We start from the raw sequence: 15,085 nt of genomic DNA, 5'->3' as shown, positions 1-15,085 counted from the left end.
TACATTCGCAAGTGCTTGAATGTAAACAGATTTTTCAGGGGTCGCCAGATCAGCTCAGAGTTGTGTATAACGATATGCCTCCAGGCCGATCTTTGCCTTCAAATCAGGGCTTGGAACTTTTCGTTTCTTCACATCGCTCATTGCCAGTTCTCCATTTTCCGGCAACAGCTTAAACCATTGTCTTGATTTCAGGATCCACTATAAATATCGCCTTCAAGTATGGCGAGCATTTGCCGCTGGTGTACGAAAACCTGTCGCTCGAGATCAAGCCGGGCCAGACCATCGGCATCATGGGGCCGAGCAAATAAACTATTGCTATTCCTGTTGTAGACTTAACGGCGTAGCCGACTATCAAGACCGATTGCGGAAACAAGCTCCCACCCTACCCGCCCCGCACGATCCGGTATACTTTCCCGCTGCCAGCAATCAGCAGCAATTCACCGTTGCCTTCCCGCCCGAACGAAAGCACGTTGCCAATGTCAGGTATCACCCAGTCACTCCTGGCGCTGACCGTACCGCCGGAATACAAGAAACTCTTCAAAAATTCCTTGCAATAGTCCGAGTAAAAATAGTGCCCTGCCAGCTCGGCAATTGCGCTGCCCCGATAAACGTAGCCACCGGTGATCGAACAGCCATTCGCGCCATTGTCGCCATGGTCATATTCGAAAACCGGCAGCGTCAGGCCACCCTGAACACAGGCGGCGGCGCCGTAGCACTGCGTGCCCTCCATGGTATTCCAGCCGTAATTCTGGCCGCCCTGGCTGGTGGCGGCGATGTTGACTTCCTCGCGCCGCGCCTGGCCCACGTCCACAATGTACAAATTGCCGCCGTCAAAGGTATAGCGCCACGGATTGCGCAAACCCAGCGCCCACACCTCAGCGCGCCGCCCGCCCGGGTCGTTGAACCACGGATTGGTGGAAGGCACCGCATAGGGCTGCATGAGGGTAGAGGCCGATACATCCAGCCGCAGCATCTTGCCCAGAAGCGAGGCGGGATTCTGGGCATTGCCGGCCGGATCTCCTCCACCGCCGCCATCACCGGTCCCGGCGTACAACATCCCATCGGGCCCAAACGCGACCGTCCCGCCGAAGTGATTGCTAAAGTTGGGATGGGCAACGCGAATGATTTCCAGCCCAGAGCCGGAGTCGGCCAAATTGGGGTTGCTTGACGCACGGTGGCGCTCAACGACAATATTGTTGCCCAGATCGGTGTAATACAAAAACAGGAGGCCGTTGCTGGCGTATTGCGGGTGGAACGAAATTGACAGCAAACCGCCCTCACCCTGGGTCGATACCCGACTGCTGATGTCAAGGAACGGCGAGGCGAGCAAAGCGCCACTTTGCACGATCCGGATCCTTCCGGCGCGCTCGACGATGAACAGGCGGCTGTCGCCTTCGGGAGCGGCCGCGAACACCGCGCCTGGCACGCTGGCGATCTCGCGCAAGGCCAGCGTCAGCGCCGCCGCACTATATGTAACATTCGCGGCGCCGGTAGCGCCCGCAGTCACCGTGACGGCCTGGCTCACCGGGAGCGGCGTGTAGCCGAGCGAGCCGCTGGTTATGCGCTCAGCTGAGACGGTATAGTTACCCGGCGCGAGCGAGTTCAATGCCTGGCTGGCAGTCACGGCCCGGCTGAAGCCTCCCGGGCCGGTCACCGTGATCTGGGCCGCCACCCCGGACGGCAGGCCGCTAATTGTCAATGACAGAGCGCCCTGCAATGGAGCCGAGGTGACGCTACCGTCACCGCCACTGCTGCAGCCGGTCAACATGGTCTGCATCATCCCAAGAATGATTCCCACCAGTAGATTGCGAAAGCGGTTCAGCAGCATGGCGATCTCCTATTTTCAATCCAAACTTATGTCTGCCATCAGCGGCAGTCTGTACGTTAGTTAACGCTTATAGCAATGACCGATCACGCTAATCCTGTTTGCTACAATGGAACTCGAGCAAGCTGCATCCCGATGGCTGAACTGACCATCATTACCGCGCGTTACCGACCTCCCAAGACTATCCATGAAACTATTATCGGTATCGATGCCCGGGCATGACGTCAACATGAGCTTTCACGACGGGCGTGTTGTCAGGTACCTCAAGCTGGAACGGCGCAAACAGGAAAAGCGTTTTCATTTCCATGCCTTGTTGGACTGGAAGCGCGAAGCCGCATCCATCTGGGACCTCGACATCGACGCCATCGACGACATCGTCTTCAGCTTCGACCCCGGTGCCCTGCCCGCCTCGCTCAAAGGCGAACTTGGTCCGCAGGTCCTGAACCGGCTTGCGCGCGACGCCTCCAAGGCTGAACGCCTCTCGCCCAGGCTGTGCGCTTACCTCGGCATGCGCCAGGGCTGGTTCGCAAGCCATCATTATTCCCATGCCTTGAGCACCTGGATGCTGGAGACCCAAACCCCGACCGTACAGATTGTCATCGACGGCCTGGGCGACGGGCGCCCGTGGAGTGTGTACAAGGCCGGCCGCCTCATTGCAGCGGGCGACATCCGCAACGGCTCGATCGGTTGGGGCATCCGCGAGGCGGGCAAGCTGCTCGACATCACCTACGGTCACTATAACGACATCGCCGGCAAGGTCATGGGCCTGCAAGCCTACGGCCGGCTCGACCAGGGCTACTTCGACTACCTCGACCGCTTCACCTTCCTGCAGATAAAGGAGCTTTGGTCAGTCAGCCATTGGTACGCCTACAAAGGCGATGCGCTGGTGGGCAAGCTCAGCCACCTGGACTGGATCGCTACCGTGCACGCCAAAATGGGCGCGATGCTGGTCGACTTCTTCAAGCAGTTTGCCGATGCCGGCGACACCATCTCCTACTCCGGGGGCGTGGCGCAAAACGTCGTGTGGAATTCAATGCTCAGGCACGTGTTCCCCAAGCTCGTCATCGCGCCCCACGCGTCCGACGAAGGACTGAGCCTGGGCGCCCTCGAGTGGCTCCGGCAAGAGCACGGCCAGGCGCCGCTGTCCATGCCCGCGTTTCCTTGGGCGCAGTCCGATCGCGCAGTCGCCGCGCCAACCGACGCAACCATACAGCGCGCGGCAAAGCTGCTGGCCGAAGGCAAAATCGTTGGCTGGTACCAAGGCTTTGGCGAGATTGGTCCGCGCGCGCTGGGCAACCGTTCCATCCTCATGGATCCAAGATTGCAGCAGGGGAAAGAGCGGATCAACACGGTCAAGCACCGGGAGCAATACCGGCCCTTCGGCGCCTCCGTTCTCAAGGAACATTTCAGCGATTATTTCGACGGCTTTGCCGACGACTTCATGCTCTACACCTGCCAGCTGCGCTCCGGCACCTTCCCCGCCATCACACATGTCGACGGTTCCTGCCGGGTTCAGCTCGTCGGTGACGGCAACCCGGCCTACCTGCAGCTGCTCGCCGCTTTCCATACGCTGACCGCCTGCCCAATCCTGTTGAACACCAGCCTTAACCTGGCTGGAAAACCCATCGCAGCGTTTCCCGAACAGGCCATCGAACTTTTCTACGATTCCAAGATCGACGTCATGGTTGTCGGCGACACCTTCTACCAGCGTTGATCAGGGCGCAGCCAACATCAGGTTGAGGTTCAATACCATCCGGTACTCGGCGTCGATGCAAGAGGCGCCGGTGTGGAGCGTGGCGGCATCAATGATGACGATGCGGTTTGCCACGCTGGCCACCTGCTGGCCGTCGCCGAACAGCGTATAGCCATTATTGGTGTTCAAATAGAAAATAGCCGTGGTTGCGCCGGGCCGCCGCGTATCCACATGCAAGCCGTATTCGATGTGCCGGTCCGTGCGCGCGGTGCGGTTTGCCTTGGCCTTGAGCAGGGCCAGGGGATTGAGCTTGTTGATGACGGGCCGCACAATCTCCAGCGTCGGCGAACTAAAGCGAATGCCGCGCTTCACGAGGTAAAAGCCGTGCACCTGCTGCACATTCTCGGACGGCGCAAGGTGCGCGGCCGCTTTCTCGGAAAGAATAGCGCTTTCTTCCCATGCAAACGATGGCGCCAGCAGCTTAGCCTGTAGCGACAGGAACAATTCCCGATCCAGGAAATCGTCGATCACGCGCGGAGCGCTCGCCATGCTAAGCCTTGCGCGAGAAAGCGAGCTGTTCGTCCAGTTGGCTTTCGCGCAACGCCATCGATTCGCGGTAGCGGCTGCCATGGCGGTTCACATGCCATTGCGACAGCCGGACAATGTATTTGGCGCCGAAGACGGCGCTGGCACGGTGGCGCAGCAGATAACGCAGCGCGGTGCCCCACCCCGGCAAGGGACGCTCCGCCAATTCATCGTGCGCGGCAAACACCACGGCGTCCTCCCCCAGCGCAAAAAACGCCTGGTCGGCGCGCTGCAAGTCCCAGTGCTCCAGCAGCAAGGGGCGCACGTGCAGCTTGTCGCTCAAGGTCAGTTCGCCGCTGCGCAGGCTCGCTCCGGCCAGCAGCGTGACTTTGCCATCGGCTGAGGCGTTGGCCAGCGTCTGCGTGTCGGCTGAGCGATCGCGTCCGTCAACCAGCTGGAAAGCGACGCCGCGCTCAACCAGCAAGCGCCCGACCGCCGCCAGGTCCACGCTGCGCGGCGCGGTGGCCACCACGGGCGTGCCACCGGTGGAGATGTCGACGATCAAGTCGACAAAGGCGCGCAGTTTGGCATCCCGGTCGGCAAATTCATAGCGGCACTGGGCGGGCGCCGCAGCACGGCCCTCGCCGAGCGCGAGCACTTGCAGACCGTAGCAGGCGCGCAATTCGCGCCCCAGCCCGTCGAGGTTGCGACCCACGCCCGCCAGCCGTTCGTAGCGCGGAAAAAATGACTGAAAAGCGGCCCGTGCAATGGTGCGCGGCGGCGTGGACAAGGGCACTTGCGCGCGCGCTTCGATCGCTTGCAGCGGCCCCTGCTGCCAGACGCGTCCTGCCAGCAAGCGCATGACGTTGTCGTCGGCGATCATCACCCGCCCTTCCTGAACCACATAATGCCGGTCCGGCTCAAGCACGTCGCGCGCCAGGATCGCCATGCTCACCAGGTCGGCGCAGCGGCGCGGGTGGCGCCAGTAGACCGGCAACAGCGTGGCCGCCAGCTCGTGCAGGCGGTGTTCTCCGCCAGGCGTAAACTGCACTTGCCACGCGAAGCTGGTGTCGATCAGGTAGTCGACCTCCGGCTGCAGGCTGGCCACCAGCTCCAGCGCCGCCAGCGTGGCCACGTTCAGCACGGTCAGCTGGCCGGCCGCGCTCAACATCACCGGGCTTGACGCATCGTCGGCCAGCACCGCTTCAATGTCGGCAACAATGGCCACCGAGCTGGGCCGCATGAGCGGCACCGCGCCCTGGCCGGCAGAGCGCAAATGGCGCCGGATGGGACTGGTGGCGCCGTCAAGCAACAGTTGCTCGCGCATCACATCGGAGAGCAACTGGCGCGCGCTGGCGTACAGCACGTCGCTGGCGTAGGCGCTTTCCGCGTCGCTTGCCTGCATGCCCGACCCCAGCGCCGCGCTGCTGCAGCCGCACAACTGGAACAGCGCCTGAAAACGCACCGCGTCGCGCGCGGCGGCCTGTTCGCCCCCGCACACCACGTGGCAATTGCGTCCGCTCCAGGCTTGCAGCACCGCGCACAGGGCCACGGCCAGCGCGTTGCCCGCCAGATGCCCTGTCTGCACGGCATAGCCCAGGTACATGCCCAGCGCCGCGCCCAGCTCGTCCGGCGTGGGGGCCTGGCCAAAGGCGGCGCGGCTGGCGCATGCCAGTGCCGCCAGCGCATCAGCGCGCGCGGTCCCGCCGTTGGCTTGTCCTAATGCGCAGGCGCGCCGCAGACCGGCGCGGCCGCGCTCGATCGTCGCGGCCAGCGCCGCCTGGTCCATGCGGGCGGCGGCGTCCAGCGCAACGGCAGCTTCGGCCAGGATGGCGCGCCGCTGCTGGAAATCAAAGGCCATAACGTTTTTGGAACAATTGCTGCAAGGCTTTTCGAGCCTGCGCAAACAAGGGCTCGCCCGGCAGCTTGATGCGCAGGACGCCGGACATGCCCGGCAGCACCGTCAAGCCCGCTTTCTGCGCGCCTTGCAGGTCGGCCGGCAAGGCGGCGCGCACCTCAAAAAAGGACTCGGCACTCGCTTCGCCGCTCTGGTCGCCGGGCTTGACGGCGATCTCGCCGCCGCCGGCAAAGCCGAGCGCGCTGGAGGCGAGCTTGTCGCGCTGGTAGGGAATCAAGGTGTAGCTTGGCACGTTGAGCGTAACGTCGGCCTGGCCCGCCAGGCGCAGCTGCGCGCCGGCCTGGCTGTGCCTGAACAATTCGTCGGCCTGTTCCTGCGGCACCACGGCCACGAAGCGATAGTTACTGTCGTACACCAGCTCGCCAAGGGTGTGGCCACGCGGCATCCAGCCGCCGCGCCGTTCGTTCAGGCCGGCAGCGGCCACCCAGCGGCCCGCATGGGGGGCGCGCACCACCAGTTGGGCGCGCAGGCGGTCCAGTTCAGCCATCTGCGCAGTCAAGGCTTGCAGGCGCTGTTCCAGCGGCGCGCTGTCGGCCAGGTTGCGCTGCAGCGACTGGCGGTATTGCACTTCCAGTTCCGTGCTCTGTTGGCGTGCCAGCTCATAGTCGTAGTCGAGTTCCGGATTGACCAGGATGGCTATCGGGTCGCCCGCGCGCAATTGCGCACCGCTGGCGGCAACCAGTTCCTTCAAAATAGCTTCGCTGGCGGTGTGCAGTACCGCCGATTCGTTCGATTGCAGCACGCCGTGCGCGCGGATCGCGTTGGGAAACGGCATGAACAGCACAACGGCAGCCAAAGTGCCGAGCATCAGCGCGGCGCGGGTGGACGCCTGACGCCGGATGCCGGCCAGCTTGGGTCCATTCAAGTGCTGGAACAGTTTCTTGAGCGGCCAGATCAGCAGCGTCAAGCCCGTCACCACGGCCATGAACATCCCTACCAGGAACCATTGGTCCATCACCACCAGGATGATGCCGGTCGACACCAGCAGCCGGTACACCAGCGCAGAGACGCCGTAGGTGGTAAACCAGATCCGTTCGCGCGACGTGACGGCCGGTGTTTCGGCGTTCCGGTTGCCCAGCAGGTAGCGGTCGCCAAGGTACATCCAGTGTTGCTGCGCCTTTTGGTACAGATTCGGAATGTCGATCAGGTCGGCCAGGATGTAATAGGCGTCAAAGCGCAGCAGCGGATTGCCATTGAACAGCAGGCTGGACACCGACCCGACGATCATGACGTTGTACGCCAGGCTGTTGATCACGCCGGTGCTGGTATGCGCCCAGACCAGCGCGCCTATGGCAGCGAGAAACAGTTCAACCAGCATCCCGGCGGCGCTCACCAGCGCCCGCTCGAAGCGGCTCTTGAAGCCCCAGGTGGAAGCGGTATCCACATACGGCAGCGGCGTAAGGATCAGGAACATGACGCCAAAGGCGTGCACCGACCCGCCAAAGCGCTTGCAGACAAAGGCGTGGCCGGTTTCATGCAGCAGCTTCATGCCCGTCAAGCTCACCATCAGCCACGGCAGGTTCGACAGCGAGAACAAGCCTTGCGAATGGTTGGACAGCGCGCCCCAGTTCTGCACGGCAGTGGCCGCGCCGGCCAGCACCACCAAGAGCCACGTCAGCAGTGCACCGGGGCCGGTGGTGAGGGCGATCAGCTTGCTGCAGCGCCCCAGCAGCCGGTCCGGATCGAACAGGAAAATGCGGGTGTACAGAAAACCGATCAGTTTGCTTTGCAGCTCGCGCCGGCGCTGCGTCTGCCCGCGCCGGTAAATAGCCTGGTTGTCGGGCAGCTCCTGGAAGTACAGCATGTTGGCCAGGTGCAGCTGGGAGAGGATGCGGACCACGTCTTCCTGGCCCGGAGCCTCGTCCGGGCGGGTGGCGATAAAGTCGAGCCAGGCTTGTTCCACCGTGCGCTCGGGGGTGAGCGTGGCGATGAAGGCATACGCTTGCGGCGTGATCCGAAAGTACCGGTGCGTGAAGCTGTCATGCAGCACGTACCACGGCTCGCCGCCAAATTGCTGGCGTTCCACGCGGGTGCTGGCCGGCAGTGCCACGCGGGCCTGGGCGATGCGGAACCACGAATCGCTAAAGACCGCGCTGCTCATGTCGTGGCCTGCTTCAACCGAGCCACCAGAGCTTCATCCGCAGGCTGTCGACCAGGCCGTGCGTGAGGATCCAGCCGACGTTGCGCTGCCCGCCGTCGATCACGGCCATGCCGCTCATGCCCGGGCGCCACCACGCTTCCGGCGCTTGCGAAAGCTTGGCCTTGACCAGGAAATGGTTGCCTTCCTGGCCCTTGACCTGGGCTACCGGAATCACGCTCGAGAGCGTAAAGGCGATCGACTGGCCGGGCCTAGCCAGCAGGCGCAATTCACCGGTGGCGTTGGGCAAAATGTAGCGCACGTCGCGCTCGGCCACCATGATCTCCACATACAGGCCGTCGATGCGGGCCACCCGAAACAGGTTGTCGCCTTTCTTGACGGGGGCGTTGAGCAAGTCCTTGCGCTCGCCGGCCACCACCACGCCATCGAACGGGGCCACCGCCTGGGCCTGGGCCAGGTATTGTTCAATCCGGGTCAGGCGCGCGTCGGCCTGGGCAAAGCGCGCTTCGGCCACGCCCAGTTCGGCCAGCGAACCGGCGGCGCGCGCCTTGTCCGCTTCCGCTTCCAGGCGCTGGCGGTCGGCGCCCAGTTCAAGCTGCTGCTGGCGCAGTTCGCGCGTGTCGAGGCTGGCCAGCAGCGCGCCCTTGCGCACCACGTCGCCGGCGCTGGCCTGCACCGCGTCGATCCGGCCGTCGAACTGGGCGCTGACCAAACGCGTGCTGTCGGTGGTGAGCTGGGCGCTGGCCTCGAACCGGTAGCTCATGCTGCCCAGCAGGACAAACAGCAGCAGCGCCGACGCCGTGGCCACCAGCACCCGCGTCCACACCTTGCCCGGGCCAAGCCAGCGCGCCAGACGCGCGCGCGTCCAGTCGCGCAGGCGCGCTCCCCACCAGCGGTCGCGCTGGCGCAATTGTTCCAGCCACGGCTGCAAGAAACCAAACATGAGACGCAGTTCGGCTTCGTCGGGCCGCTGGGCCGGTTCCTGGGCAAAGCCGAACAGCAGCACGGCGCCGGCTGCCTCGCCCTTGCCACCTACACCGGCCGCACCGCTCGCCGCCAACGGCAGCGTATGCACGCGCGCCATCCCGAGCACGCGCGCCAGCTTGCCGTGCGCGGCCAGGGGCGCGCTGTCTTCACCCGCTGCGTACCAGACCGGGCCATTGTGGCCGAGCGCTTCGTCAAACACCTCGTCCATCAGCTGCACGTTTTCCGTGTTGCGCTCAAAGCGGTCGAGGTGGCTAATCGCCACGGTGCGCACGGCGCCGTCCGCAGTCCAGCCCAGTGCCACCTGGCTGGCGCCCACACCTGCAGCCAGGTTATTCACCAGTACCAGGGCAGCTGCTTCAAAATGTTTTTCGGCCACCACCTGGGCTGCCAGGTCGAGCAGCCCCGCGCCGGCGGGCGCCGCTTCGGGGGGCTCCGGTTCGCCGAAGTCGGCCACCAGCAAGGCGCGCATTAGCAGTTCATTGAGCTGGCCGCGTTCGCGTTCCGGGATGTCCATCACCAGCAGCGCTTCGCCGATCCCGGTCGTTTGCACCACGGCCAGGATGCGCAGGCGGCCCGCGTCGTCCTGCATCGGGGTAAAGGCAAATCCTTTTTCGAGGGTGCGCTCGCCGCGCTTTTCCAGCACTTTTTCCCAGTTGCGCAGGGCCCAGTCGTCGCCCTGGGCTTCCGCGCCCAGCACCGTCCAGCCGGCTTCGGTGCGCTGGATCAGCAGCACGGCCGTGGCGCGGCACAGCGCGCGCATCAGGGCGCAATAGGTGCTCCAGTAGTCGGCGCGGTTGCGCCCGCGCCGCTCGCGCCGGTGCTGCTGCAGCGCTGCCACCAGGCCGGCGGCGTCAAGCCCCGGGGGCGGCGTTGCTGCCTCGGGCGAAAATGGCGGCAACTCTGTTGGGCGATTCATGGCGGGGTCTGTTCAGAAAGGAGGCGTGGCATGCCGCTTACCGGCGCGCGAGCGGCAGCTCGATAAAGCCCTTGATGCCGGGACGGATGCTCAAGGCGCGATTCGGCAGGTCAATCCGGATCTCCACCAGGCCGCTGGAAGGGTCGGCCACGCTGGAAACCAGCGCCACTTTGCCCATCACCGGCGCGCTGCCCGATGCAGCCTCGAAGCGCACTTCGATCGCCTGGCCCGCTTTCAAGCCCGGCACTGCCTTGAGCGGCACGTTCGTGCTCAGGTAGCAGGTCGACGCGTCGACCAGCACCATCTGCGCTTCGCCCGGCTTGGCCCATTCGCCGGCCCTGGCCGCCACTTTGGTGATCACGCCGGCGCGCGGCGCCGTCATGTCGCGCAGCGCGCGTTCCTGCATGGCGCCGTCATACTCGATTTTTTCACGGCGCTTTTGCGCCACCAGCTGTTCGACCCGGCCGCGCGCGGCCGAGTACTCCACTTCCAGGCGCGCCAGTTCATCGCGGCTGATCGACGCGGTGCTGTCGAAGACGCGCTTGGTGTTCTGGTACATGGATTGCAAGGTACGCGCGCGGTCGCGTGCGGCGTCCAGCTCGCTGTTGTCGCGCCAGATCACCTGGCGCCGGTTCACTTCCAGCATCTGCATGCGGTCGTCCAGTACCATCAGCACCTGGTTGGCCTTGACGGCCTGGCCGGCGCGCACATTCAGGCGCGACACCACGCCGCCCACGCCCATGCTGAGCGCGACTTCCTGCACCGGATGCACCAGGCCGACGAATTGTTCGGCCATGGCCTGGCAGGCGGCGCCGGCGCACAGGGCCGCCAGGGTCAGGCGGGCGGCGACGTGACGGGCACGATTGCAAACTGCGGATGGCATATCAGTCTTTCAAGGTAATGGCGTAGTGATCGAGCAGGCTGCCGTCGGCAAACAGCAGTGCGTCGTTGGCCTGGCCCAGGCGCGCCGCACTTTCAACCAGGCGCTGGCGGCTCTCGGTCAATTCCGATTCGCGCTGCAGCAGCTGCGACAGCGGCGCCATGCCGGCGTCGTAGCGCACTTTTTCAATGCGCAGCAATTCGTTGCGCAGGTCGATGTCGCCCTGCATGCGGGCCAGTTCATCCTGGCCGCCGCGCGCCTGGTCCCAGCGCGAGCGCACGTCGTTGCCCAAGGCGGTGCGGATCGAATCGATTTCGATGTTGGCCTGGCGCACGCGCGCCTCCTGGGCCCGGGCCTGCGAGCGGGCGCGCTGGTTGCCTTCCAGCGGCACTTCCACGTTCAGGCCGATCGACCAGTTCTGGTAGCGCGCCCCTTCGGTCACGGTGCGCGCAATATCGTTTTCATTGGAGAGGCCGGTATTCGAACGAGTGATCAGCAGGTCGAGCGTGGGCAAGCTCTGGTTGCGGGCGAAGTCGAGCCGCAGGCCGGCTTGCTCGGCGCGCAGTTGCGCAATGGACAGCGCCGGCCAGCGCTCGAGCGCATGCTCATAGCGCCACTTTGCGGTACCGAGGTTGAATGCGGTCGGATTCGGGGCGCCCGTAGGCAGCACCAGCGTGATGCCGCTTTGTTCCAGCCCGGCGATGTTGAGCACCGTGGCTAGGCGCGATTCGGCTTCGCGTACGCCCTGCTGGGCGCGGATCTGTTCCACTTCGCGCAGCAGCACCGCCGCCTTCGATTCGATGCCATTGCTGGCGGCCAGTTTGCCGGCGTCGATGCGCGCCGCCGTATCGGCCTGCACTTTTTGCGCGAAATCGAGTGCCCGCTGCCGGATGGCGCTCACTTCATGGGCGCGGTACAGCTGCCAGTACAGGGCCAGCGCATCGTTGCCGGTCTTGAGCAGTTGCTGGCGGTACTGCAGGGTGGCGATCCGGTATTCCAGGCGCGAGACGCGCAAGTCCGTCTCCACCACTTTGTTGCCGGCGCCCTTGAGCAGCGGTTGCTTGAAGTTGAGCACGATGGCGCCGTCGTATTCGGTGTCGCCGGCCGCGCCGCTGCCAATGATGTTGTTGCGCCGTTCGCGCAAGCGATAGCTCAGCGACAGGTCGGCGCCCGTCGGCAAGCGTTCGCGGATGCCCACTTCAGCGGTGGAATTGAGTTCGTCCAGCACGTTCAGGCGGCTGGTGGCAATGCTGGAAATGCGCTCTTCGACGGTACGCTGGCGCTCTCCACCGTCGCGCCGCCCGTTGCCGAACAAGACCACTTCGTAGAGCGCTTCCTCGGCCTTGCTCAGTTCGCCCGCCACCTCGATCTGGGCGCGGCTGTAGCGCACTTCGGCGCTGCGGCTGACGACCAGTTGCAGCAACAGTTTGGGCGTGAGCGTGACGCTGCCGGCCAGCGGCTTGAGCACAGCGGGCGGGGGCGCGGCGCAGATGGCGGGCGTGACGGCGACGGTCGCCGCGGCGGCCACGGCCAGTGCCAGCAAGGTTATTCGGGTACGTGCAGACATGGCTTACCAGCAAAAGACAAATGGGGAATGACAAAAACAAACGCCGCCCGCAGAGCGCGGCCGGCGTCGGTGTGGCTGAAGCGCGCACTTGCGCGCGGCCAGCCGGCACAACTTACTTGGCCGATTTCTCGTCCTTGAGCATGACCAGGCGTTCGATCTGCGACAGCGATGTGAGCTGGGCGTAGATGGCAGGCAGGTAATGCTTGCGGCGCACGTCCAGGAACAGCTCGTCCGACAGATTGTTCAGGCGCTCTTCATTGATGACGTAGCAGCCGGAAATATTCTTGAACTGGTCATTCTGGCGCACGCGCATGTTCAGTGGAACGAACAGGTTGTGCTCCGCCAAAAACTTGCAGAATTCGGTGGTGACCGCATCCATCTGTTGCAGTTCTGACAGATAGCGCTTGACGTTCTCGATCACTTCGGTCGGCTCGCCTTTTTCGTTGAACAGTGGCTGGCCTTCGGTGTCATTGATCAGGTCGCTGCCCTCGTCGACGCACACCAGGAACCGGCCGTCTTCGCTTGCCTGCGACAAGGCGAACGGATAGCGGCGGATGATCGCCGGAATGTAGGAAGCTGCCCACTTGCCGTTGGCGTCGACGAACAGGTTCTCGCCAGCATCCAGACCCATCAGGGCAACCGGGCGGAACTCATCTTTTTCCTTGTCTTCGATAAACACCAGCGGATAAATCGCTGCCGACCTGACAAATTCGTGCGTTGTCACGTAAGCGATGTGGAATTTGGAAGCAAATTCAAAACCTTCAACCTGCTTGACTTTTTTCCCGGCGTGACGCTGCTGATTGACAGGAACGACTTGTTTAAACATGTAGATCTCCATTGGTTTGGTAAGGGTGGGACGCTGTGGTACAGCGGCCCGACATCAGTGTTCTTGCACATCCACGGCGCGCGCGCCGCCGTTCAGTTCCCGCCACGGACCAGTCGGATGTTTTTTGCTCCGGTCTTGAAGGCAGGACCCACGTCGCCAGCGTTGAAGTCGACATACCATGCGAGGGCAGCATTCAGCGCATAGGGCGACCCCGTCCAGAAGCTCTGGGCTGGCGTGCGGGAAAATACGGTGGCGTTGATTGCCGGGTTGGTGCACTTGCGTTCAACCAGCGTCGCCAGTTCATTGCGGTTCGGCAGGCGCCAGTCGTTCGCGCCTGCACCCAGTGTGGCGGACGCGGCATTGACGGTGGCGACGCGCGCCAGGGCCTCGGCCCAGGTGCCCGTCAGCACAGCGCCGGCGGCGCAATCGGCGCCGGACAAGCCTTCCGCGCAGCGCTTCCAGGTCAGCCCCGTGGCCTTGTCGAGAACGGTGTCGGTTGCGACAGTGAAACGAGTGTCCGGCGTGTCGGCGACGATGTCGGCGCCATTGCAGGCGGCCTGCGCCGACGGGACAATGGCTGCCAGCAGCGCGGCCAGTACGAGGGTGCGCTGACGCAATTGTTTATACATGGTGGCTCCGCGAGACATAGGTGAAGTAATGGCGCTCAAAGGGTTCACCGGCCACGGACCAGGCGGATGCGATTGGCTGTCGATTTGGCCTGCGCGGTAACGGCGCCGCTATTGAAGTCAACCGCCCACGCGCCCGCGCTGTCGCCCGCTTTTGGCGAATCGGTCCAGTAAGTGGCTGCGGCCTGGTTGGCAAACGCGGCGGGGATGGTCGGCGCAGCGCTCGCGCCGCTGTCGACAATGCCCGAGAGCTCGTCCGCGTGCGGCAGGCGCCAGTCAGAAAAACCGCAGGTGCGCTCGCTGTTGGCGGCCGCGACAAACGCATCGGTGTCGCACACGCTGCCGGTGCACACGCCGCCATTGCCGGTGCCGATGGCACCGCCGTTGGCCGCTGCCGCACTGCGCCAGGTATAGGTGGCGTTGGCGCTGTGTAAGCCGCTGGCAGTCTTGCCTTCCCAAACCAGCCCGGTCACGCCATCTTGCACGCAGCTTGAATTGGGCAAGGTGGTGAGCATGAAGGCTGACACTCGAAAGCCGCCCTGCCCTGTAATCGCTGCCGTGCCGTCGCGTCCAAGCTCGGCGTCTTGCCCGGCCAGGCCCACCTGCGGACAAGCCAGGCCCACTGCAGCCAGGCTGGCGCAGGTGGTGATGCCGGTGTCGTTGATACGTTTGCTCAGTTCAAGCGTGCTGCTTGCGCTGGCGCGCAACAGGCCGCTCGCTACGCCGCTTGCGTTGCCATCGTTCCAGGCAAAGCTGAGCGTCTTGTCGGCGCTGCCCGCGCCGCTGCAAATGGCCAGATCGACCTGGCGGTTGACGGAGCCGGCGTCAAGCGTGAGGCGGCCGGTCGTGCTGGCCGCCGGCGTGGCGCTGACGTTGGAAGCTGCGACGACGAAAAAATCCACGCCGGGCGAACAGGCAATGCCGCCGGTGGCCCCGGTGATCGTAAAGCTCATGCCCACCGGATAGGTTGCCGCCGCCAGAAGCGCCGGACGGAACGACAGCACAGCCTCCCCGGTCAGACCCTGGATGGCAACGCCGGAGTTTACCGCCAGCACGTGCGGCGGGGGCGGGACGACAACCGGCGGCGGCTGCGCCGGCGCGGAACCGCCGCCACCGCCGCCGCCGCACGCGCTCAGCAATACGAGTGCAGTTCCGATCAGCGAGCGGCGCACCATTATCGCTGGCGCATGGCCGCGCTTGTTGGCAGTGTGTAGACAACGCATT

At 64.3% G+C, this 15,085-nt stretch carries 12 protein-coding genes; 2 read left to right on the top strand and 10 right to left on the bottom strand.

What is annotated here, in order from left to right:
• The first annotated feature begins 182 nt into the window (after nucleotides 1-182).
• Nucleotides 183-308: a hypothetical protein gene (locus ACP7BV_RS22370; protein WP_426106928.1), complete on the top strand. Its 126-nt coding sequence runs from the start codon at nucleotides 183-185 to the stop codon at nucleotides 306-308.
• Between the two features lie 74 nt (nucleotides 309-382).
• Here ACP7BV_RS22370 and ACP7BV_RS22365 read toward each other — a convergent pair whose 3' ends face one another.
• Nucleotides 383-1,828: a PQQ-dependent sugar dehydrogenase gene (locus ACP7BV_RS22365; RefSeq protein ID WP_426106927.1), complete on the bottom strand. Its 1,446-nt coding sequence runs from the start codon at nucleotides 1,826-1,828 to the stop codon at nucleotides 383-385.
• 184 nt (nucleotides 1,829-2,012) lie between these two features.
• On the opposite strand from ACP7BV_RS22365, the gene ACP7BV_RS22360 reads away from it, so the two are divergent.
• The gene (locus ACP7BV_RS22360) at nucleotides 2,013-3,539 is read left to right on the top strand and encodes a carbamoyltransferase C-terminal domain-containing protein (protein WP_426106925.1); all 1,527 of its coding nucleotides are present in this window, start codon (nucleotides 2,013-2,015) and stop codon (nucleotides 3,537-3,539) included.
• Here ACP7BV_RS22360 and ACP7BV_RS22355 read toward each other — a convergent pair whose 3' ends face one another.
• The 9 genes from ACP7BV_RS22355 to ACP7BV_RS22315 all read right to left on the bottom strand — a co-directional run bounded on the left by ACP7BV_RS22355 (nucleotide 3,540) and on the right by ACP7BV_RS22315 (nucleotide 15,084).
• A complete protein-coding gene (locus tag ACP7BV_RS22355) occupies nucleotides 3,540-4,067 on the bottom strand; it encodes a hypothetical protein (RefSeq protein WP_426106924.1) in 528 nt (175 codons plus the stop codon). It abuts the gene before it with no gap.
• A gap of 1 nt (nucleotide 4,068) precedes the next feature.
• Nucleotides 4,069-5,904: a hypothetical protein gene (locus tag ACP7BV_RS22350; protein WP_426106922.1), complete on the bottom strand. Its 1,836-nt coding sequence runs from the start codon at nucleotides 5,902-5,904 to the stop codon at nucleotides 4,069-4,071.
• Complete coding sequence (locus ACP7BV_RS22345; RefSeq protein ID WP_426106921.1) at nucleotides 5,894-8,062, bottom strand: hypothetical protein; 2,169 nt, start codon at nucleotides 8,060-8,062, stop codon at nucleotides 5,894-5,896. The genes ACP7BV_RS22350 and ACP7BV_RS22345 overlap by 11 nt, the downstream gene beginning before the upstream one ends.
• Nucleotides 8,063-8,075: 13 nt before the next feature.
• Nucleotides 8,076-9,962: an efflux RND transporter periplasmic adaptor subunit gene (locus tag ACP7BV_RS22340; protein WP_426106920.1), complete on the bottom strand. Its 1,887-nt coding sequence runs from the start codon at nucleotides 9,960-9,962 to the stop codon at nucleotides 8,076-8,078.
• A gap of 37 nt (nucleotides 9,963-9,999) precedes the next feature.
• Complete coding sequence (locus ACP7BV_RS22335; protein WP_426106918.1) at nucleotides 10,000-10,845, bottom strand: efflux RND transporter periplasmic adaptor subunit; 846 nt, start codon at nucleotides 10,843-10,845, stop codon at nucleotides 10,000-10,002.
• Between the two features lies 1 nt (nucleotide 10,846).
• On the bottom strand, nucleotides 10,847-12,409 hold the full coding sequence (locus ACP7BV_RS22330) for a TolC family protein (RefSeq protein ID WP_426106916.1): 1,563 nt from the start codon (nucleotides 12,407-12,409) through the stop codon (nucleotides 10,847-10,849).
• A 112-nt stretch (nucleotides 12,410-12,521) separates the two neighbouring features.
• Nucleotides 12,522-13,235: a SapC family protein gene (locus ACP7BV_RS22325; RefSeq protein ID WP_426106914.1), complete on the bottom strand. Its 714-nt coding sequence runs from the start codon at nucleotides 13,233-13,235 to the stop codon at nucleotides 12,522-12,524.
• A gap of 92 nt (nucleotides 13,236-13,327) precedes the next feature.
• Nucleotides 13,328-13,864, bottom strand: coding sequence for a DUF1566 domain-containing protein (locus ACP7BV_RS22320; RefSeq protein WP_426106913.1), 537 nt, complete (start codon nucleotides 13,862-13,864; stop codon nucleotides 13,328-13,330).
• A 44-nt stretch (nucleotides 13,865-13,908) separates the two neighbouring features.
• Complete coding sequence (locus ACP7BV_RS22315; RefSeq protein ID WP_426106912.1) at nucleotides 13,909-15,084, bottom strand: DUF1566 domain-containing protein; 1,176 nt, start codon at nucleotides 15,082-15,084, stop codon at nucleotides 13,909-13,911.
• Nucleotide 15,085: the final 1 nt, after the last annotated feature.

It is taken from the genome of Massilia sp. TSP1-1-2 (assembly GCF_049896185.1).
Classification (GTDB): Bacteria; Pseudomonadota; Gammaproteobacteria; order Burkholderiales; family Burkholderiaceae_D; genus Telluria_A.
The sequence above is the reverse complement of the archived record's forward strand: the minus strand, read 5'-3'. Positions and strand labels throughout refer to the sequence as shown.